Source organism: Sphingomonas sp. CFBP9019, from assembly GCF_034045155.1.
Lineage (GTDB): Bacteria > Pseudomonadota > Alphaproteobacteria > Sphingomonadales > Sphingomonadaceae > Sphingomonas > Sphingomonas aerolata.
On sequence record NZ_JAXCWK010000004.1, the window covers coordinates 13,370 to 34,216 of the forward strand.

The following is a 20,847-nucleotide window of genomic DNA, read 5'->3' on the forward strand; positions in this document are numbered from 1 at the left end:
CCTCGTGCGGGCGATGCACGCGGCACGGCCCCTTATAAAAGGATGCAGCGATACGGAGCGCTATCCGCGCGTTGCCCCCGGTCGCCAAAGAACGTCGCTCGCCCCGTTTTGGTTCACCGCACGCGCGGCGACGAACAGGAAATCCGACAAGCGGTTAACATACGCTAATGCCAATGGATTGATCGGGTCGTCGACCGCGACCACCGCGCGTTCGGCGCGCCGCGTGATCGCGCGCGCTAGATGCAGCGCCGCGGCGCCCGGCGATCCGCCCGGCAGGATGAAGCTGGTCAGCGGCGCCATCTGTGCGGTCATCGCGTCGATCTCGCCTTCGAGCCGCTCGACCTGCGAACCGACGATCCGCAGCGTCATCTCCGACGGCGCGAAATCCTCGCCCGGCGTCGCGATGTCCGCACCGAGATCGAACAGGTCGTTCTGGATCCGCTCGAGCGCTCGGCCAAGCGGATGATCGCCCAGCGCCACCGCGGCGACGCCGATCGCGCTGTTCGCCTCGTCGACATCGCCGATCGCCTGCATCCGCGGGCACGCCTTGGACACGCGCGATCCGTCGACCAGCCCCGTGGTCCCCGCGTCGCCGGTCCGCGTGTAGATCTTGTTCAGCTTTACCATGACGTTAGGCCCTTCGGGCTCAGGTCCGGCCCGCGGCGAACAGGATCAGCACGACGATCAGGATCGCGATCGCCTGGAAGAAGATGCGCTGCTGCATCATCCGGTTCGATTTCAGCGACGCGGCGCTCGGCCCCCCGTCCTTCACCTGCGCCGACTGGTCCTGCAGGAACGTCACCACCCCGCGCACCAGAGCAACGAGCGTCGCGATCATCGCCGCGATCAGGAGGATGACGAGGAAGGTGTTCATGACGACAATCTAGGCATGCGCGCGCCGCCCCGCAATGGCCGTTCCGCCGGTCGCCGGACAAGCCTCGAAACGGGCGGAATTCTACGCTGACAGCCCCGATCTTCCCGGCTAGCATCGTGACAAATGGGGGAATGAGTATGCGTAACGGACGGATCGGCGCCAGCCTGGCGATGCTGGCTATGTTGAGTGCGTGCGGCGGAGACTCCGGCGCGGTGTCGGGATCGACCGGCGGTACGCCCGGGGTGTCCACCCCGACCACCGGCACGACCACCCCGACGACCGTCGCCGGGTGCAGCCTGCGCGAGCGGCAGGACTGGGTCGCAGGCCAGCTGCGCGAATGGTATCTGTTCCCCGAGACGCTGCCCGCCAGCCTCGACCCGACACCCTATACGACCGTCGACGCCTATATCGACGCGCTCACCGCGACCGCGCGAAGCCAGCGCCGTGACCGCTATTTCACCTATCTGACGTCGATCAAGGAGGAGGACGCCTATTATGAGGCGGGGTCCAATGCCGGCTTCGGCTTCCGTCTCGGCATCGATGGCAGCGGGCGGCGCGCCTATGTCATCGAATCCTTCGAAGGCGGCGCCGCGCTGGCGGCGCAGGTCGATCGCGGTGCGGAAATCGTCGCGATCGGGACCAACGCCAACACGCTGCGGACCGTCAGCGCGATCTTCGCCGCAGAGGGCAGCGCGGGCGTCTCGACCGCGCTCGGCCCGGACACGGTCGGTACCAGCCGCGTACTGCAGATCCGCGACGCGCAGGGTACGCGCGACATCACGCTGACCAAGACCGATTTCGCGCTGCTCCCGGTCTCGAGCCGCTACGGCGCGAAGGTCATCGCCGATGGCGGGCGCAACTATGGGTATATCAACCTCCGGACGTTCATCTCGACCGCCGACCCCGCGCTGCGCGCCGCCTTTGCCAGCTTCCGCGCACAGAACGTCACCGATATCGTCATCGACCTGCGCTATAATGGCGGCGGGCTGATCTCGATCGCAGAGCTGATGACCGACCTGCTCGGCCGCAACCGCGCGACCTCCGAAGTGTCGAGCTACACGACCTTCCGCACCGAAAAATCCGCCAACAACACGACGCGCTTCTTCGCGCCGCAGCCCGAATCGATCGCGCCGACGCGCGTCGCGTTCATCGGCACGGGCGGGACCGCCTCGGCGAGCGAACTCGTGATCAACGCGATGATCCCCTATCTGCACAGCGCTGCCGGGCTGATCGGCACCAACACCTATGGCAAGCCCGTCGGCCAGATCGGGCTCGACCGCGCCGCCTGCGACGACCGTCTGCGCGTGGTCGCGCTGTCGACGCAGAACGCCGCACGCCAGGGCGCCTATTATGACGGGCTTGCCGGCACCGTCGAGGCGAGCTGCCGGGCCGAGGACGACATCCGCTATCCGCTCGGCGACCCGCGCGAAGCCTCGACGCGCCAGGCGATCGACTTCCTCGCCGGCCGCAGCTGCCTGCCGGTCACCGCGACCGCGGCCACCGCGTCCGCCCGCACCAGCACGCCCGCGCCGACGACCGACCTCCCCACGCGCGCGCTGCTGATCCCCGACCACCCCACCACCCCGCAACGCGAAGTCCCCGGCCTCTATTGATCCGCCCGGCGCGACGGGGCCGGGTCACCCCACCCACCCCGTCAATCCCGCTCACCCCGTCCTCCGCGCTCACCCACCCACCCCGTCACCCTGACGAAAGTCAGGGCCCAGAGCCAAACACGCCGAACGTCGTAACCCTGGGTCCTGACGCTCGTCAGGATGACGGCAGGTGGGGAGCATCCCCCGCCAGCATCCCGCGCACCCCAGCCGCGACCGCGAGCCCATCCTCCCCCCGTTCGCGCATGGCCGCGAGCGAGGGCGCGCCGGTGCGCTTGGCGAGCCGCGCGCCATCCGCCCCCAGCATCAGCGGATGATGATGATAACGCGGCGTCGGCAACCCCAGCAGCGCCTGCAACAGCCGGTGCACGTCGGTCGCCGCGAACAGGTCGTCGCCGCGCACCACGTCGGTGACGCCCTGCGCCGCATCGTCGAGCGTCACCGCGATATGATAGCTGGCGGGCGCATCCTTGCGCGCGAGCACCACGTCAGCCTGCGCCGCCGGATCGGCCCGCACCCTCCCCGCCCGCGCATCCACCCATTCGAGCGGTCCCGTCACGCTGAGCGCCGCTACCATGTCGAGCCGCCAGCAATGCGCCTCCCCCATCCGCGCCGCGACCTCCGCGGGCGCCAGCCGCCGGCACGTCCCCGGATAGACCGCGGCGTCTCCGGCATGCGGCGCCGACAGGCTCGCCGCGATCTCCGCGCGCGTGCAGAAACACGGATAGAGCAGCCCGCGCGCGTTCAATCCGTCGAGCGCCGCCTGATAGGATGCGAGCCGCGCCGACTGGTACGACAGATCGTCCCAGTCCAGCCCCAGCCAGCGCAGATCCTCCACGATTCCCGCGACATGCTCGGGCCGGCTGCGGCCCATGTCGATATCCTCGATCCGCAGCAGGAACCGCCCGCCGCGCGCGCGTGCGAAATCATGCGCGCGGATCGCCGACAGCGCATGGCCAAGGTGCAGCCGCCCGGTCGGACTGGGCGCGAACCGCGTCGTGACGAATTCCGCGCTGTTCACTGGACTTGACCCCATGTCCCGCGCCGTGCTGTCATGACCCTGTCATGCCGGTGCGCGAAAGCGCGTCCGGGACTTTTGTGGGAGGAGCCGTGTTTCACCCCGACCTGATACGCCACCCGGATGGATGTCCGGCGCTCGTGCTCAACGCCGATTATACGCCGCTCTCCTATTATCCGCTCAGCGTCTGGCCCTGGCAGACCGCCGTGAAGGCCGTCTTCCTCGATCGCGTCGATATCGTCGCCAATTACGAACGCGAGGTGCGCAGCGCCAGCTTCGCGCTGAAGCTCCCCTCGGTGATCGCGCTCAAGCAATTTGTCAAACCGTCGCAATTTCCCGCCTTCACCCGTTTCAACCTGTTCCTGCGCGACAAGTTCACCTGCCAATATTGCGGCAAGCTGCGCGATCTCACCTTCGACCATGTCATTCCCCGCGCGCAAGGCGGGCGGACCACCTGGGAAAATGTCGTCACCGCCTGTGCGCCGTGCAACCTCAAAAAGGGCGGGCGCACCCCGCGCCAGGCCGCGATGCCGCTCCATCTCGAGCCGATCCGCCCGACCAACTGGCATCTGCACGAACATGGCCGCAGCTTCCCGCCGAATTATTTGCACGAAACCTGGCATGATTGGCTCTACTGGGACATTGAACTCGAAGCGTGACCGTCCGGCCGCGCAGCATTGTGCGGGAGACGGGTCGATGCGGGTGATGATGGGTGTGATCGCGGCGGGACTGATCGTCGCGGGGTGCGGCGACAATGACGCGCAGCGCGCAGAGGCGGATGCCGGCGCGGTCGGCTTCGTCCCCCCCTCGGTCACCTCGCGGCTCGATTTTGGCGCGAGCATGGAACGCCGCTTCCGCACGCTCGACCGCAACGCCGATGATCGCATCACCAAGGACGAGCTGCCCTCCCCCAATGCACGGATCAAGGCGTTCGACCGCAACAAGGACGGCGTGATCACCGAAGTCGAGTGGAGCGAAGGCACGCTGCGATGGTTCGACCGGATGGACCTGAACCACGACGGCACCGTCACCTCCGAAGAGCGCGCCGAAGCCCGCAAGCGCGAGGGGCGGTGATCGCCTGTAACTTTATGTCCTGATCGCACAGCTTCAGACGCGGATTTCATCGCCGATTGCGGGTTCGGCGGTTGACCTGATCCCTGTCGCAGCGCAGCAAGGCGCATGGCCAGTCTTCCCGCAATCGCGAACAATTCCGACATCCGTTTCCTCGGCACGCTGCTCGGCGACGTCATCCGCAGCTATGGCGGGCCGCGTCTGTTCGAGGCGACCGAGACGATCCGCAAGGCCTCGGTCGAGCGTCACCGCGGCCTCGCCGAGGGCCGGACCGACGATCATGCCGCGGTCGATCTCAGCCTCGAAAAGCTCAGCCTCGACGAGACGCTCGATTTCGTCCGCGGCTTCATGCTGTTCTCGATGCTCGCCAATCTGGCCGAGGACCGGCAGGGGATCGCGGCCGAACACGGCGCCGACCTCGCCTCCGCGATCGCGCAGCTCGAAGCCGAGGGGATCGACCGGACGCAGGTCCGCGCGCTGCTCGACCATGCGCTGATCGTCCCCGTGCTCACCGCGCACCCGACCGAGGTGCGGCGCAAGAGCATGATCGACCACCGCAACCGCATCGCCGAGCTGCTCGCGCTGCGCGATGCGGGTCGCGACACCACCCCCGATGGCGACCGGGTCGACGACGCGATCCTGCGCCAGATCGCATTGCTGTGGCAGACGCGCGTGCTGCGCCGCGACCGGCTCTACGTCACCGACGAGGTCGATACCGCGCTCAGCTATCTGCGTGACGTCTTCCTCCCCGCCTTGCCCGCGCTCTATCAGCGCTGGGACCGCGCGCTCGGCGAACGCACGCCGAGCTTCCTCAAGCCCGGCAGCTGGATCGGTGGCGACCGCGACGGCAACCCCTATGTCACCGCCGATTCGCTCAAGACCGCGCTCGCCCGCGCGAGCGAGGCGGTGCTCGGCTATTATTGCCAGGCGGTCCACGCGCTCGGCGCCGAACTCTCGATCTCGACCGAGCACGCCGTCGCCGACCCCGCGGTCGAGGCGCTGGCTGCGGCAAGCGGCGACGACGCCACCAGCCGCGCCGACGAACCCTATCGCCGCGCCTTGTCGGGGATCTATGCACGCCTCGCCGCGACGCAGCAGAAACTGACCGGCAAGACCGCGCCGCGCCCCGGCCGCCTCACCGGCGCGCCCTATGCCAGCCCCGCCGATCTGCGCGCCGATCTCGTCACGCTCGCGCACGGGCTCGGCACCGCGCTCAAGACCGGCGGCGCGCTTGGCCGGCTGATCCGCGCGGTCGAGACGTTCGGCTTCCACCTCGCCACGCTCGACCTGCGCCAGAACAGCGCGGTCCACGAACGCGTCGTCGCCGAACTGCTCAAGGTGTCGGGCGTCGAGGCGGACTATCTCGCGCTCGACGAGGACGCGCGCGTCGCGCTGCTCCGCCGCGAACTTGCCAATGCGCGCCCGCTCACCACCCGCTTTGCCGCCTATAGCGACGAGACCGCGGGCGAGCTCGCGATTCTCCAGGCCGCCGCCGACGCGCATGCCGCCTACGGCCCCGCCTGCATCACCAACTACATCGTCTCGATGGCGCAGTCGGTCAGCGACCTGCTCGAGGTGAATCTGCTGCTGAAGGAGGTCGGGCTCTACCGCCCCGGCGACACGCCCAGCGCCGCGATCATGGCGGTGCCGCTGTTCGAGACGATCGGCGATCTCGAGGCCGCGCCCGCGGTCATGACCGCCTGGTTCGCGTTGCCCGAGATCGCGACGATCGCCAAGGCGCGCGGTCATCAGGAGGTGATGATCGGCTATTCGGACAGCAACAAGGATGGCGGCTACCTCACCTCCACCTGGCAATTGTCGAAGGCGTCGACCGCGCTCAGGCCCGTGTTCGAGCAGGCGGGCGTCGGCATGCAGCTGTTCCACGGCCGCGGCGGCGCGGTCGGGCGCGGCGGCGGCTCGGCCTTTGCGGCGATCCGCGCACAGCCCGGCGGCACCGTGCAGGGCCGCATCCGCATCACCGAACAGGGCGAGGTGATCGCCGCCAAATACGGCACGCGCGACGCCGCGATGACCAATCTCGAGGCGATCGCCTCGGCCACGTTGCTCGCCAGCCTCGAACCCGAACGCCTGTCGAACGCCGACACCACACGCTTCTGTGCCGCGATGGACTGGCTCAGCGACACCGCGTTCCACAGCTATCGTGACCTCGTCTACGGCACGGTCGGCGGCGACGAGCGCGGCTTCCGGACGTTTTTCCGCCAGATGACGCCGATCGCCGAGATCGCCGGGCTCAAGATCGGCAGCCGTCCCGCCAGCCGCACCAAGTCCGACCGGATCGAGGATCTGCGCGCCATCCCTTGGGTGTTCAGCTGGGCGCAGGCGCGCGTCATGCTTCCCGGCTGGTACGGCGTCGGCCAGGCGCTCGCCGGGTTCGAGGACAAGGCGCTGCTGCGCGACATGGCGCAGGGCTGGCCGCTGTTTGCCTCCGCGCTCGCCAATCTGGAGATGGTGCTGGCTAAGTCGGACATGGCGATCGCCGCACGCTATGCGGGGCTGGTCGAGGATCCGGCGCTGCGCGACACCGTCTTCGGCCGGATCCGCGACGGCTGGCAGCAGACACATGACGGGCTGCTCGACGCGACCGGCCAGTCGCGCCTGCTCGAAAAACACCCCGCGCTCGAGGCGTCGATCCGCCTCCGCCTGCCCTATATCGAGCCGCTCAACCTGCTCCAGATCGAACTCATCAAACGCCGCCGTGCCGGCGAAGAGGATGCGCGCATCGGCGAAGGCATCCTCCTCTCGATCAACGCGATCGCGACGGGTCTGAGGAACTCAGGCTAACCTCCCTCTCCCCTCGGGGGAGAGGGAAGGGGCCCGCGGCCCTTGCCGCGGGAAGGGTGAGGGCCAGTGAGGCCAAGACCCTCACCCCAAACCCCCCACCCAGAACCCTCAGCCCGCCGCACCAAAAAACGGCGCCGCAATCTCCGGCCGCACGCGCAGCAACCGCCCGCTCGCCCGGTCGAGCAGCGCCCAGGTCGTCACCGCCTCCAGCTTCACGCGCCCGTCATCGCCGACGAACCGCACATGCCGGTCGAACCGCGCGCCCTTCGGCCCGCCCTCGACCCAGGTCTCGCCGGTCACGGTCTCGCCCGCGACCACGCTACCGCGATAGTCGATCTCGTGCCGCGTCACGACCCAGACATAGGCGGCCTTGTGCTCGGCGGGCGCGACCGCCTCCCAATGCGCGGTCGCGATCCGCTGAATCCACTGGACCCAGACCGCATTGTTGACGTGCCCCAGCTCGTCGATATCCGCCTCGGCCGCGGTGATCGTCATCGTGAAGGTCATGCGCTGCGCTCCCGCCATTTCCGCCACGCGAACCAGCCGCCGCCGACCGCCAACAGCGCCGCCGCGCCGAACAGGATCAGCCGCCCGGTGCCGATCCGCCCCAGCATCTCCTCGATGACGTGGCCGAACGCATAGCCGATCGCGCTGAACGCACAGCCCCACACGATCGCCGCGGCGAGGTTCGCCGCCAGGAACAGGCGCTGCGAAATCCGGCTCGTCCCGATCGCGATCGGGCTGACGGTGCGGATCCCGTAGACGAAGCGATAGGCGAAGATGAACCGCCGCGGATAGCGTTCGAGCAGGTCAATCGCGCGCGCATAGGCCGAGCGCCGCCGGATCGCCGCAACGGGGCGCGATTCGCGGAAATACCGCCCGCCCGCAAAGAACAGCTGGTCCGCAACGAACGACCCGACCACCGCCGCCGCCATCGCACCCGCCAGCGACACCAGCCCCTGATGCGCGAGCACCCCGCCCGTCACGACCGCCGCCTCCCCCTCGACCCCCGCGCCCAGAAAGATCGCCACGACGCCATAGCGCGCCACCAACGCCTCGATCGTCACGCGGCAGGCAGTCCTTGTTCACGCGAAGGCGCGAAGGCGCAAAGATAGGTGGTTCGCGCAGAGGCGCAGAGGACGCTGAGAATGGTGTGCATCTTCTCTCTGCGTCCTCCGCGTCTCCGCGCGAAAACTCTAAATCTTCGCGCCTTCGCGCCTTCGCGCGAACCAAGAATCATCCCGCGACGCCCAACTGCCACAGCACGAACGCATGCTCCTCCGCCGCCTCGCGCAGCGACTCGAACCGGCCCGACTTGCCGCCATGCCCCGCGCCCATGTTGGTCTTGAGCAACAGCACATTGTCGTCGGTCTTCATCAGCCGCAGCTTGGCCGCCCATTTCGCCGGCTCCCAATAGGTCACGCGCGGATCGTTCAGCCCTCCGCTGATGAACATCGGCGGATAGGCCTGCGCCTTGACGTTGTCGTACGGCGAATAGGAGCGGATCAGCGCGAACGCCGCCGGATCCTCGATCGGATTGCCCCATTCGGGCCATTCCCCCGGCGTCAGCGGCAGCTCGGCATCGAGCATCGTATTGAGCACGTCGACGAACGGCACGTCGGCGATCACCGGGCCCCAGAGCTCGGGGTCGGAATTGACCACCGCCCCCATCAGCTCGCCACCCGCCGACCGCCCCGCGATCGCGATCCGCCCCGCCGACGTCCACTTCGCGTCGACCAGCGCCTTGGCCACATCGACGAAATCGTTGAACGTGTTCTCGCGCTTCTCCAGCTTGCCGTCGAGATACCATTGCTGGCCAAGGTCATCGCCGCCGCGGATATGCGCGATCGCATAGGCGAAGCCGCGATCGAGCAGACTCATCCGCCCGGTCGAGAAGCCCGGCGGGATCGCATAGCCGTAAGCGCCATAGGCATAGAGGAACACAGGCGCCGACCCGTCGCGCACGAACCCGGCCGGATAGACGATCGACACCGGGATCTCGGTGCCGTCGCGTGCGGTGATCTTCAGCCGCTCGGTCGCGTATTTCGCCGCGTCGTAACCGCTCGGAATCTCCTGCACCTTGAGCATCGTCCGCTCACCGGTATCGACGTCATAATCATACACCGTCCCGGGCGTGACCATCGACTCATAGCCGAGCCGCAGCACGGTCATGTCATATTCGGGATTATCGCCGAGCCCGGCGACATAGCTCGCCTCGGGAAACTCGATCCGCTTCCCCTCGGTCGGCGTCTCGTACCGGTGGATCGCGATCTGATCGAGCCCGTCCTCGCGCCCGTCGACCACGAAGAAGTCCTGATAGCACTCCACCCCGGTCATGTAGAAGGTCGGGCTGGCCGGGATCAGCTCGGTCCACGCGCCCGGCTCCTCGACCAGCGCGGTGCACAGGCGGAAGTTGGGATCGACGTCGTTGGTGTGGATGAACAGCGTCCCGTCATGCTCGTCGACGTCATATTCGCGGCCAACCTTCCGCGCGGACACAAGGATCGGTACCGCCAGCGGCTCGTGCGCGGGCAGCAGGTAGATCTCGCTCGTCACATGGTCGCTCGTCGCGATCACGATCCACTTGCGCGAACTCGTCTCGCCGACGCCGACGCGGAAGCCCTCGTCCTCCTCGTGGAACAGCACGACGTCGTCCGCGATCGGCGTCCCCAGCCGGTGGAACCGCGCGTTGTCGGTCCGCCACTGCTCGTTCGCCAGACCGTAGAGGAAGCCTGCATCGTCCGCGGTCCACACGATCTCGCTCAGCATGCCCGGAATCACGTCGGGCAGATGCTCGCCGGTGTTCAGGTCCTTGACCCGGACCTCGAACCGCTCGCTGCCATTGTCGTCGATCGCATAGGCGAGATAGCGCCCGTCATTGCTGACCGAGAACGCGCCGAGCCGGAAATATTCATGCCCCTCGGCCAGCGCGGGCTCGTCAAGCAGCAGCTCGTCGTCACCGCCCGCGACGGGCTTGCGCCACCATTTCTTGTACTGGCCGCCGGTCTCGTAGGCGGTCCAGTAAAGCCAGTCGCCGTCCTTTTGCGGGACCGAGGATTCGTCCTCCTTGATGCGTGCCTTCATCTCTTCGTACAAAGTGTCGGTCAGCGCCTTGTGCGGCGCCATCTGCGCCTCGAAATAGGCGTTCTCGGCGGCGAGATACGCCAGCACGTCCGCGTCATCGACCTCGGGATAGTTGGGATCCTTCAGCCACGCATAGGGATCCTCGATCGTCACGCCATGCGCGGTGAAGCTGTGCGGCCGCTGCTCGGCACGCGGCGGCACGGATGGGGTCTCGGGCGAAGAGATGGCAGGGGAATTCATGGTCATCCCCCCTGTTACCGCCCCCACGACCGGAAGCCAACGCACCACGCCCGCGCCCCGGTTATCCTTCCCCCCGTCATCCTGACGAAAGTCAGGACCCAGAGCCACAAGCGCCGAGGCCAATAACCTTGGGTCCTGACTTTCGTCAGGATGACGAACGGGGGGGGTGGCGGGGTGACGGCCCGACACCCCCGCAAGCAAACCCCGCTGTCCTACACGCCGCGTTTCTGTCACAACACGCGCCATGCCCTGTCCCGGCCCCAATTGCCCGCACACGCCCCGCCCGCGCGGCACCCGACCGGCACGCTGGACCTGACAACGCCGCATTTTTTGCTGCCAGCGTCTCAACATTCACAACATTCAGATCGACGAAAGCCCCGATGACCCGATCCAGCCCGACCCGACTCACCGCCCTGCGCGCCCATCTCGCCGCCGCCGGCCTCGACGGCTTCGTCGTGCCGCTGACCGACGAGCATATGAGCGAATATGTCGGCGGCTATGCGCAGCGGCTCGGCTGGCTGACCGGGTTCCAGGGCTCGGCGGGCAGCGCCGCGGTCCTTGCCGACCGCGCCGCGATCTTCACCGATGGCCGCTACACGCTCCAGGTCCGCGAACAGGTCGATGGCGATCACTGGGAATACGCCCCCGTGCCGCAGACCAGTGTCGCCGCCTGGCTCGGCACCCACGTCGCCGAGGGCGCGCGGATCGGCTATGACGCGTGGCTGCACACCAGCGCCTGGGTCGCCGAAGCCAGCGCAGTGCTCGCCGATCGCGGGGCTGAGCTCGTCGCGGTCGACGCCAACCCGATCGACGCGATCTGGACCGACCGCCCCGCGCCCTCGCCTGCGAAGATCACCATCCAGCCAGACGCGTTCGCCGGCGCCTCGTCCGCCGAAAAGCGCGCGCGGATCGCCGACTGGCTCGCCGAACAGCGCGCCGACGCGGTCGTGCTCTCCGCGCTCGATTCGATCGCCTGGACGCTCAACATCCGCGGCGACGACGTCAGCCACACCCCCGTCGCGCTCAGCTATGCGATCGTCGGCGCCGACGGCACCACCGACCTGTTCGTCGCACCCGAAAAGCTCGACGACACCGTCCGCCAGCATCTCGGCAACGCGGTCCGCGTCCATGACCGCACCGCGTTCCAGCCCGCGCTGCGCAACTATGCGGGCAAGCGCGTCGCCGCCGACCCCGAACGCGCCGTCGCCGCGATTTCCGACGCACTGATCGCGGGCGGGGCCAAGGTGCTCGCGCTGCGCGATCCCGTCGTGCTCGCCAAGGCGCTCAAGAACCCGGTCGAGATCGCCGGCCACCGCGCCGCCTCGGTCCGCGACGGCGCCGCGCTCGCGCGCTTCCTGCGCTGGGTCGAGACCGACTGCGCCGACGGCAGCGAGACCGAATTGTCCGCCACCGCGAAGCTGCTCGCCTTCCGCGAGGCGACCGGGCTGCTGAAGGACACGTCGTTCGACACGATCTCCGCGACCGGCGCGCACGGCGCCAGCCCGCACTACCACTGCACCGAAGAGTCGAACGTCCCCCTCGAGCCCGGCCAGCTCTATCTGGTCGATTCGGGCGGGCAATATGCCGACGGCACCACCGACGTGACGCGCGTCATGCCGATCGGCGCGCTGGCACCCGAACAGGGCAAGGAGCTCCGCGACCGCTTCACCCGCGTGCTCAAGGGCCATATCGCGATCGCGACCGCGGTCTTCCCCGACGGCACGCTCGGCGGCCAGATCGACGCGTTCGCCCGCCGTCCGCTCTGGGAGGCGGGGCTCGATTTCGCGCACGGCACCGGTCACGGTATCGGCGCCTATCTGGCGGTGCACGAGGGGCCACAGCGGATCGCCTCGCCCAACTACCCCGGCGGCGCGGCGATGGAGCCGCTGCGTGCCGGCATGATGCTCTCGAACGAGCCCGGCTATTACAAGGCGGGCGAATACGGCATCCGGATCGAGAATCTGCTGCTGATCGAACCGCGCACGATTCCCGGCGCGGACCGCGCGATGCTCGGTTTCGAGACGCTGACCTTCTGCCCGATCGAGCGCACGCTGATCGAGCCGTCGCTGCTCACCCACCCCGAACTCGCGTGGCTGAACGCCTATCACGCGCAGGTGCTGGACACGCTCTCGCCCGAAATGACCGGCGACGACCTCGCCTGGCTTCAGGCAAAATGCGCGCCGATCGGCTGACCGCCTCAGTCCACAGGCGGCTCATCCGTAGGGGGAGCCGCGGCGGGCTCGGCCGCCGCGGCACGCGCCTGCGCCTTGCGACGGCGCAGATTCTCGCGCAGCGCGGCGGCCATGCGGGCCGCTTTTTCCGCCGCCTTTTCATCGTTCGATTGCATAATAACGCTCTACATCGTCGCGCGACGCCTTGACAATCGTCCCGCCCTCGTCTCTTAGCCCCACTCCGCCGACAGCGATGTCGACGAGTGCTGCCGTAGCTCAGTGGTAGAGCGCATCCTTGGTAAGGCTGAGGTCGTGAGTTCAATCCTCACCGGCAGCACCAGCTTTTTTCATCCGACCGCCGCGTGGACCCGACGTCCCGCCGGCCCTGCGATAGGGGCCCAAGGTCGGTCACCCCATCCTGACCAAAGTCTGTCGGCAATGGCCGCCATGGCAGCGACGCCTTGCCGTGACGCCGTCCTGTGCCTAAACCGCTCTCATAATACCAATGAAATACCGGAGAGCTGTTATGACGCGATGCATGGCCATGACGGGGACGTACGCGGCCCTGATCGCGACGGGCTTGGCGACCACGGTCTCCGCGCAGGGTGCCGCGCAGCCGGTGACGATGCCCGCCATTTTCCCCGCGCCGACGTCGGTCGCGCTTCAGGCCGGCACGATAACGCTCGGCCGATCGGTGGTGCTCGTCGCCCCCGCCGGCACCGACGGTGACAGCGTCGCGCTGGTCCGCGAGATCCTGCGCGCCGCCGGAGTCACGACGATCACGACCGCACGGCGGCTGCCCGCCGCCCCCGATCGCCCGCACATCCTGCTCGGCACCGGCGATACCGCGATCGTCCGCGACGCGCTGGCCCGCGCCGGTACCGTCCGCGACACGCATCCCGAAGGCTATACGATCGCCACGCTCGCGGCGGGCAACAGCGGCATCATCACGCTGGCGGGCCACGACGCGGACGGACTATTCCATGCCGTCCAGACGTTCCGACAGCTCGCGGCACGCGCGGTCCTTCCCGCGCTGGTGATCCACGATCATCCCGCGATGCCGATGCGCGGCACGATCGAGGGCTTTTACGGCAAGCCCTGGACGATGGCGGACCGGACGAAGCATCTCGACTTCCTCGCCACCGTCAAGGCGAACACCTATGTCTACAGCCCCAAGGACGATCCCTATGCGCGCGATCGCTGGCGCGAGGCCTATCCCGCGGCGACTTTGTCCGCGCTCGGCACGCTGGTCGCGACCGCACGGCGCAATCATGTCGATTTCGTCTATGCGGTCTCGCCGGGCCCATCTGTGTGCTTCTCCGACCCCGCCGATGCTCAGGCGCTCGAACGCAAGTTCGCCGCGCTGCGATCGATCGGCGTCCACAGCTTCTACGTCGCGCTCGACGACATCGAATATACCAAATGGAACTGCGAGCGGGACAAGGCCAGTTTCGGACCATCAGGCGCCGAAGCCGCCGGCATCGCGCAATCGCGCCTGCTGAACGCGGTTCAGGCGGATCTGCTCGCGAAGGATCCGTCGTCGCGCCCGCTGATCATGGTCCCGACCGAATATTACGACGCGAAGGAAACCCCGTACAAGGCGGCGCTGCGCAAATATCTCGATCCCCGCGTCGTGGTGCAGTGGACCGGCACCGATGTCGTCCCCCCCGCGATCTCGATCGCCGATGCGAAGACCGCGACCAAGGCCTTCGGGCGCAAGACGCTGCTGTGGGACAATTATCCGGTCAACGACTATGCGCAGACCACCGGGCGGCTGCTGCTCGCGCCCTATGCGCGGCGCGAGGCGGGGCTGGCGGGCGAACTGACGGGGATCCTGTCGAACCCGATGAACCAGGAGGCGCCAAGCCGCGTCGCGGTGACCGGCGTTGCTGCGTTCGGCTGGAACGACAAGGACTATGACGCGGACCGCACGTGGCAGTTCGCCGCCCGCGAGCTGGCGGGCGGCGATGCGCGCGCGACCGCGGCGCTGCTGAGCTTCTTCGACACGCAGCATCTGGCCCCGACCTTCGGCAGCCAGCCCTGGCAGCCCCAGGCGCCCAGGCTCAAGGCCCAGCTCGACGCCGTGCGCCTCGCGCTGGCGGAGGGCGATGCGGCCGCCCGCGGTCTCGCGCTCGCGGATCTGGCCAGGGCGGCCGACGCCCTCGCGGCGGCGCCCGACACGATCCGCTCGGGCACGATCGATCCGGGCTTTGCGGACCAGGCTCGGCCCTGGCTCGATGCGATGCAGATCTGGGGTCGCGCGTTGCAGATGACCGCCGCCGGACTTGACGCCGCGAACCACGACGGCACGGCCGCCCCCGGCTATTTCACCGAAGCGCGCCGTCTCGCCGCACAGGCTGCGGCCGTCCAGACCATCCCCGGTGCGACGCGGTTCGACGGTGCGATCCGGGTCGCCGACGGCGTGCTCGACCGGTTCGTCGCGGATGCCCCGACGCTGATCGCCGCCGCATCCGCCCCAGCCGTTTCGGCCTCCGCCGAAGCCGTGCGGTAGCGTCGGCGGCGCCGCGCGTCGCGCGTCAGTGCGCGATCGCGTGGAGCGCCGACGCCTCGGTCGCGGGCAGCTGGTCGATGCCGCTGGCGGGCACCTGGAACAGGCCGCGCGCGTCAGCGCGGCTCCCCGCCGCGTTGCTCGCGCTCCATTTGGCGAGCCACGGCGACAGCAACAGCCCCAGCGTCACTGGCGCCAGCCACAGCGCGGTGATCGGAACGGCGGGCGAGATCAGGAGCAGGGCGACCCCCGCCGCCAGATGCCAGCGATAGCGCGGCACGACATCCGCGATCGACAGCCCGTCGCGATCCCTGTTCTGCGGGCTCCAGCCCGAGGGCTGGCCGCGGAAGATGCTGATCAGGTCCATCGTCTGCGTCAGCATGATGACCGGCGCGGACAGCATCGACAGCGGGATCTCGGCAATGGCTGACGCGATGATCGCCCGCGCCCCCCCGAACGCCGCGCGCCGGCTCCGGTCGGACACCGCCCAGATGATCCCGAGCAATTTGGGGCCGAACAGCAGGATGACCGTCAGCGCCAGCACGCGCGCCGAGGTCGTCGCCTCGACCAGCTTGCTTTCGCCGGCAAAGGCCTGCGCGATGGTCGTCAGGATCAGGACCAGCCAGGCGGGCGACGTCATGTACGCCGACGCCCCGATCGCGAGCTGCAGCCGGTTGACCGGATGGAACCCGTCCGACCCGAGCAGCTTCAGATGCTGGATATTGCCCTGCGCCCAGCGCCGGTCGCGCACCGCCATGTCGATCAGCGTCGGGGGAAACTCCTCATAGCTGTCGTCGATCATGATCAGGTGGACCGCCCAGCCGCGCCGCCGCAGCAAGGCGGCCTCGACCATGTCGTGGCTCATGATCGCGCCGCCGAACGGCGGGCCGCCAGGCAGCACGGGCAGGCCGCAGCTTTCGGCAAAGGCCCGGGTGCGGATGATCGCATTATGCCCCCAGAAGCTCGCCTCCGACCCCGACCACCAGACCAGACCGGCGGTCGAGATCGGGCCGTAGAGCCGGCTGTTGAACTGCATCCAGCGCTGGAACAGCGTGGTCGCGCCGCGGATCGTCGGCACCGTCTGCAACAGGCCGACCGAGGGGCGGCGCTCCATCACCTGCGCCATGCCGATCATCGCGTCGCCGCTCATCAGGCTGTCCGCGTCGAGCACCAGCATGTGATCATAGCCGCCGCCGAAGCGCCGGACCCAGTCGGCGACATTGCCCGGCTTGCGCGCGACATTGTCGGTCCGGCGGCGATAATAGAGCGGGACGCGCGATCCAGGTGCGAGCACCTCCCAGGCCGCGACCTCCTGTGCGCCCGACTCTTCGCCCGAATCGCTCAGCACGAAGAAGGCGAAGCTCCCCGCCTCGCCCGCAGCCTCGATCGCGTGTATCATCCGCGCGATCCGGCCAAATACCGCGTCGACATCCTCGTTATGGACCGGGATCAGCACCGCGGTCTGCCCGGTCAGCGGCTGGCGGTTCTGCGGCACCGGCACGAAGCCGGGATGCATCCGCGTCATCAGCAGGACGAACCCGATCAGCGCGTTGAGAAACCCGAACGCGATCCACGCGAAGAGCGGGAAGAACAGCACGAGCAGCGCGACGTCCCACAGATCGATGCCGTCGCCGAGCAGCGAATCCTGGACCGCCGCGGAGGCGGTGGTGGCGAGCAGCATCGTCAGCAGGAACAGGAGCAGTCGCCGCGACGACATGCCCTCGGGCGAGGTCAGCGTGTCCGAGCCGTTCGACGGTCCGGCCAGCGGGTCGGGCGTCGGCCCGCCGCCGGTGCCGCGCGCCCGGAAATTCTGCAGCGGCATGTCGATCGGGACGTCGGCGGGCAATCGTGCCGGAAGTGCGGGATGACCGGGGCGGCCCGGGCTGTCCACGGTCATGGCTCAACCCACCTGCGTCAGCACGGTTTCGCTGAGCGACTGCCCGCCGCGCTTCAGGAACAGCCGGACATCGGCCAGGACGCCGCGTTCGGGGGCGACATCGAGCGTGACGCGCCAGCGGTTCGGCTGGCCGACGACCGGATAGGCGGCGCTAGCGAGGACCCGGCCACGGCTGACATCGGCCTGCACCGTCACCCCGCTCGACCGGTCGAGACCGGCGAGCGTCGCACCGACGAAATCGACGACGACCTTCCGCGCGCCCGGCGTCGGCTCGGCGCCCGGCCGGCCGGCCGAGCCACGCCAGTTCTCGACCGCATGCGCGGCCTGCGCGACCGACGGATCGCGCGACGACCAGGTCAGGCGATAGTCGAACTGCATCGTCTTGCCAGCGGTCGCCGGCGCGGCGGGCACCCAGAAGGCGGCGATATTGTCGACCGTCTCGCTCGCGGTCGGGAAGGCGTACAGCGTCACCGCGCCCTTGCCCCAATCGCCCTTCGGCTCGATCCACAGGTTCGCGCGGCGATCGTAGAAGGCGCCGTCGTCCTGGTAATGATCGAACGCCCGGTCACGCTGGATCAGGCCGAAACCGCGCGGATTGTCATCCTGGAAGCTGTCGAGCGTGGGGGTCGCGGGATTGGCGAGCGGACGCCAGATCCGCTCGCCGGCACCGGTCGCCATCGCCAGCCCGTCCGAATCATGGATTTCGGGGCGCCAGTCGATCGCCGCGGCGCGATTGCCCTCGCCATACCAGAACATGCTCGTCGCCGGCGCGATGCCGAGCCGCGCGACGTCCTTGCGCAGCGTGATCGTCGACGAGACATCCTGGACGACGCCGCCATCGGTCCCGTCGGTGTACCGGCACACGAAGCGGTACGCACCGGTCACGCTGGGCCCGTCGAGAAGGGCATAGACGGTATAGCTCTGCGCGCCCGTCGCCTCGATCCAGAAGGCGGTGAAGGCGGGAAATTCCTCCTTGCCGTCGATCCCCGTGTCGATCGCGATACCGCGCGCGGACAGGCCATATTGATCCTGAGAACCGGCGGTGCGGAAGTAAGAGGCGCCGATGAACGCCATCCAGTCGCTCTTGCCGTCGCTCGACACCGCGCGGAAGCCGGCGATGCCGAGGGCGGCGTGATGCCCGGATTCGGTCTTGAAGAGATCCGCGGCGAAGTCGACCGCGCGCGCCTGCCCGCGTTCGACGACATGGATCGCGACAGGGGTCGGCGCATAACGGCCGAGCGGGAACAAGCGGATGCCGCCCGCCAGCGTCCGTTCGGGCTTGTAGCTGATCGACCCTACCGCATCATAATCGATCGCCTCCGCCGCCGCGACCTTGGCCGGTGCGCGGTAGGGCGCGCGCGCCAGCGCCGCGGCGCGCTGCTGCAGAGCCTCCCAGGAAAACGACTCGGGCTTGCCCAGCGCGGGGGCGGACGACGCCGCGGCGCCGCGCTTGCGGGGGGTGCCCGCCCCCGTCTGTGCCAGTGCCGCCGCCGGCCACAGGCCCGTGGCCGCAAGGGCCATCATGATGTCGCGTCGTGTCGTTTCGGTCATGGACCGCTTATCCGACTTCGCGCGCCGCAGTGCAACAATCGGTAATGCCCCGCACCGCCGCCCGCCCGCCAAACGGGGCCGCCTGCCCCGTCGTCAGGACACCGTGTCGTGTCTCAGAGCGCGTGGAGCGCCGCGAGGATCATGCGCCCGGTGACTTCTGCGGTCTCGGTCTCGGACAGCCGCGGACAGGACAGTGTCCGATGCCCCAGCCCGAACATGCACGCCAGCACCAGCTCCTCCGCGCCGTCGAGCGCATCCGCCGACAACGCGGGATTGGCGACGCAGGCGAGATCGCGCACCACCGCGCGAAACCCCGCGCACAGCGAACCGATCGTGTCCGCGACCTCGCCGTTGCGATGCGCTTCCGCCATAATATCAAACGACAACGCCTCATCCCCCTTGGCGAGCGACCGCCGCGCGAGCTCGACAAATCCGCGCTCGATCGACAGCCGCCCCGTCGACACGTCGTCGGTCAGCTTGCGCAGGTCTGAGAGTTTGGCCTCGGCATCCTCGAGGATCAGCGCCTGGATCAGCGCGTTCTTGCCGGTAAACAGGCGGTAGATCTGGCCGACGCTGACGTCCGCAGCGGCAGCCAGTTCGGCCATCGACGTCTGATGGAATCCCTGCGTCGCATAAAGATGCCGGGCCGCATCAACGATGTGCGAACGCGCCGACTTCTCATGTTGCACTGCACTCAAAATTCCACTCCGGACGACGTTTTAACTTGACCCGGCGTTCGCACGTCCATAGCGGCGGCGCAAGCGGAATGAACGTTCATTCCGGTGAACTCTTCTGCACGGACGTCGGGATGCTCAACATGCAGCGATTGAATCTCAAGGGATCGGTGGCCCTGGCCGCGCTGGCGCTGATGGCGGCGTGCAGCAAGGAAGAGGCCCCCCCGCCCCCGCCGACGCCCACGGTCGGCGTCGTGACGGTCGCGCAGGAGGCGGTGACGCTCACCACCGAGTTGCCGGGGCGGATTGCCGCGGTGGAGACGTCCGAAGTGCGGCCGCAGGTGTCGGGCGTCATCCGCCGTCGCCTGTTCACCGAGGGCGCGATGGTCCGTTCGGGCCAGGTCCTCTACGAGATCGAGGACGCCCCCTATCGCGCCGCGCTCGGCACTGCGCAGGGCCAGCTTGGCGCCGCGCAGTCGCAGATCAATGCGACCCGACTCCAGGCGCAGCGTTACGGCCAGCTCGTCGCGCTGAACGCGGTCAGCAAGCAGGAGGCGGACAACGCCACCGCGTCCGCACAACAGGCGCGTGCCAATGTTGCAGCGCAGCGTGCAGCGGTCGAATCCGCGCGCGTGAACCTCAATTTCACCCGCATCAAGGCGCCGATCTCGGGTCGTATCGGCCGTTCGATCTTCACCGCCGGCGCGCTCGTCCAGACCGGGCAGACCGACGCGCTCGCGACGATCCAGCGGACCGACACCGTCTATGTCGACGTCACCCAGTCGGCGGCGCAGCTGCTCGACCTGAAGGCGGCGATGGCGTCGGGCGGCGTGACGCGCGGCGACGGTACCGCACGCGTCCAGCTGATCCTGCCCAACGGCCAGACCTATCCGATCGAGGGTCGCCTGCAATTCGCGGAAGTGACCGTCGACCCCGCGACGGGCGCGGTCACGCTGCGCGCCAGCTTCCCCAATCCCAACGGGCTGTTGCTGCCGGGCATGTATGTCCGCGCCAAGCTGGTCGAGGGTATCCGCAGCCAGGCGATCATGGCCCCGCAGGAAGGCATCACGCGCGATCCGCGCGGCAAGGCGACCGCGATGGTCGTCACCGCGCAGAACAAGGTCGAGCAGCGCAATGTCGTCACCGACCGCGTGATCGGCGACAAGTGGATCGTCACCAGCGGGCTGAAGCCCGGCGACAAGCTGATCGTCGAGGGGCTGCTCAACCTGCGCCCCGGCACGACCGTCAAGCCCGCCGCTCCGCAGCAGGTCGGCAAGGCCGGTGGCAAGGACGCTGCCGGGAATGCCGCAGCTGGCGGCGCCGCCTCCACGCAGGCCGGGAAGTAA

At 68.5% G+C, this 20,847-nt stretch carries 17 protein-coding genes and 1 tRNA gene; 8 read left to right on the forward strand and 10 right to left on the reverse strand.

Annotation, left to right across the window (positions count from 1 at the left end; translation table 11 throughout):
- Positions 1–60 precede the first annotated feature (60 nt).
- Both SOM18_RS11665 and SOM18_RS11670 read right to left on the reverse strand, forming a co-directional pair.
- On the reverse strand, positions 61–627 hold the full coding sequence (locus tag SOM18_RS11665; protein WP_031440452.1) for a cob(I)yrinic acid a,c-diamide adenosyltransferase: 567 nt from the start codon (positions 625–627) through the stop codon (positions 61–63).
- 19 nt (positions 628–646) lie between these two features.
- Positions 647–874 carry a twin transmembrane helix small protein gene (locus SOM18_RS11670; RefSeq protein WP_031395690.1) on the reverse strand — a complete coding sequence of 76 codons (228 nt, stop codon included), beginning with the start codon at positions 872–874 and terminating at the stop codon, positions 647–649.
- Between the two features lie 137 nt (positions 875–1,011).
- Here SOM18_RS11670 and SOM18_RS11675 point away from each other — a divergent pair, with 137 nt between their 5' ends.
- Positions 1,012–2,487 carry a S41 family peptidase gene (locus SOM18_RS11675; RefSeq protein WP_320481747.1) on the forward strand — a complete coding sequence of 492 codons (1,476 nt, stop codon included), beginning with the start codon at positions 1,012–1,014 and terminating at the stop codon, positions 2,485–2,487.
- Between the two features lie 154 nt (positions 2,488–2,641).
- Here the strand turns inward: SOM18_RS11675 and gluQRS are convergent, their stop codons facing one another.
- On the reverse strand, positions 2,642–3,520 hold the full coding sequence (gene gluQRS, locus SOM18_RS11680; RefSeq protein ID WP_320481748.1) for a tRNA glutamyl-Q(34) synthetase GluQRS: 879 nt from the start codon (positions 3,518–3,520) through the stop codon (positions 2,642–2,644).
- A gap of 74 nt (positions 3,521–3,594) precedes the next feature.
- Here gluQRS and SOM18_RS11685 point away from each other — a divergent pair, with 74 nt between their 5' ends.
- From SOM18_RS11685 to ppc, 3 genes are all read left to right on the forward strand, one after another.
- Positions 3,595–4,161, forward strand: coding sequence for an HNH endonuclease (locus SOM18_RS11685; protein ID WP_031440448.1), 567 nt, complete (start codon positions 3,595–3,597; stop codon positions 4,159–4,161).
- Positions 4,162–4,198: 37 nt separating this feature from the next.
- Positions 4,199–4,576 carry an EF-hand domain-containing protein gene (locus SOM18_RS11690; RefSeq protein WP_031440447.1) on the forward strand — a complete coding sequence of 126 codons (378 nt, stop codon included), beginning with the start codon at positions 4,199–4,201 and terminating at the stop codon, positions 4,574–4,576.
- Between the two features lie 105 nt (positions 4,577–4,681).
- Positions 4,682–7,375: a phosphoenolpyruvate carboxylase gene (gene ppc, locus SOM18_RS11695; protein ID WP_320481749.1), complete on the forward strand. Its 2,694-nt coding sequence runs from the start codon at positions 4,682–4,684 to the stop codon at positions 7,373–7,375.
- A 108-nt stretch (positions 7,376–7,483) separates the two neighbouring features.
- Here ppc and SOM18_RS11700 read toward each other — a convergent pair whose 3' ends face one another.
- The 3 genes from SOM18_RS11700 to SOM18_RS11710 all read right to left on the reverse strand — a co-directional run bounded on the left by SOM18_RS11700 (position 7,484) and on the right by SOM18_RS11710 (position 10,699).
- The gene (locus SOM18_RS11700; protein WP_192141153.1) at positions 7,484–7,882 is read right to left on the reverse strand and encodes an acyl-CoA thioesterase; all 399 of its coding nucleotides are present in this window, start codon (positions 7,880–7,882) and stop codon (positions 7,484–7,486) included.
- A complete protein-coding gene (locus SOM18_RS11705; protein ID WP_320481750.1) occupies positions 7,879–8,442 on the reverse strand; it encodes a DedA family protein in 564 nt (187 codons plus the stop codon). Before SOM18_RS11705 ends, SOM18_RS11700 begins: the two co-directional genes overlap by 4 nt.
- 169 nt (positions 8,443–8,611) lie before the next feature.
- On the reverse strand, positions 8,612–10,699 hold the full coding sequence (locus tag SOM18_RS11710; RefSeq protein WP_235188380.1) for a S9 family peptidase: 2,088 nt from the start codon (positions 10,697–10,699) through the stop codon (positions 8,612–8,614).
- 380 nt (positions 10,700–11,079) lie between these two features.
- Here SOM18_RS11710 and SOM18_RS11715 point away from each other — a divergent pair, with 380 nt between their 5' ends.
- A complete protein-coding gene (locus SOM18_RS11715) occupies positions 11,080–12,891 on the forward strand; it encodes an aminopeptidase P family protein (RefSeq protein ID WP_031440849.1) in 1,812 nt (603 codons plus the stop codon).
- Positions 12,892–12,896: 5 nt separating this feature from the next.
- Here SOM18_RS11715 and SOM18_RS11720 read toward each other — a convergent pair whose 3' ends face one another.
- Entirely contained in the window at positions 12,897–13,046 is a 150-nt protein-coding gene (locus SOM18_RS11720) for a hypothetical protein (RefSeq protein WP_168427513.1), read from the reverse strand.
- A gap of 89 nt (positions 13,047–13,135) precedes the next feature.
- Between SOM18_RS11720 and SOM18_RS11725 the strand changes: the two genes are divergently transcribed.
- Positions 13,136–13,210, forward strand: a tRNA-Thr gene (locus tag SOM18_RS11725).
- Between the two features lie 204 nt (positions 13,211–13,414).
- Positions 13,415–15,382 carry a beta-N-acetylhexosaminidase family protein gene (locus SOM18_RS11730; protein WP_249403216.1) on the forward strand — a complete coding sequence of 656 codons (1,968 nt, stop codon included), beginning with the start codon at positions 13,415–13,417 and terminating at the stop codon, positions 15,380–15,382.
- Between the two features lie 25 nt (positions 15,383–15,407).
- On the opposite strand, the gene mdoH is transcribed toward SOM18_RS11730, so the two are convergent.
- The 3 genes from mdoH to SOM18_RS11745 form a co-directional block, all read right to left on the reverse strand.
- Complete coding sequence (mdoH, locus tag SOM18_RS11735) at positions 15,408–17,276, reverse strand: glucans biosynthesis glucosyltransferase MdoH (protein WP_320481751.1); 1,869 nt, start codon at positions 17,274–17,276, stop codon at positions 15,408–15,410.
- Positions 17,277–17,279: 3 nt separating this feature from the next.
- Positions 17,280–18,827 (reverse strand): glucan biosynthesis protein, encoded by a 1,548-nt coding sequence (locus tag SOM18_RS11740; protein ID WP_192007764.1) that lies wholly within the window; start codon positions 18,825–18,827, stop codon positions 17,280–17,282.
- Positions 18,828–18,940: 113 nt separating this feature from the next.
- Positions 18,941–19,516 carry a TetR/AcrR family transcriptional regulator gene (locus tag SOM18_RS11745; protein WP_320481913.1) on the reverse strand — a complete coding sequence of 192 codons (576 nt, stop codon included), beginning with the start codon at positions 19,514–19,516 and terminating at the stop codon, positions 18,941–18,943.
- Positions 19,517–19,644: 128 nt separating this feature from the next.
- On the opposite strand from SOM18_RS11745, the gene SOM18_RS11750 reads away from it, so the two are divergent.
- Positions 19,645–20,847 (forward strand): efflux RND transporter periplasmic adaptor subunit, encoded by a 1,203-nt coding sequence (locus SOM18_RS11750; RefSeq protein ID WP_031441553.1) that lies wholly within the window; start codon positions 19,645–19,647, stop codon positions 20,845–20,847.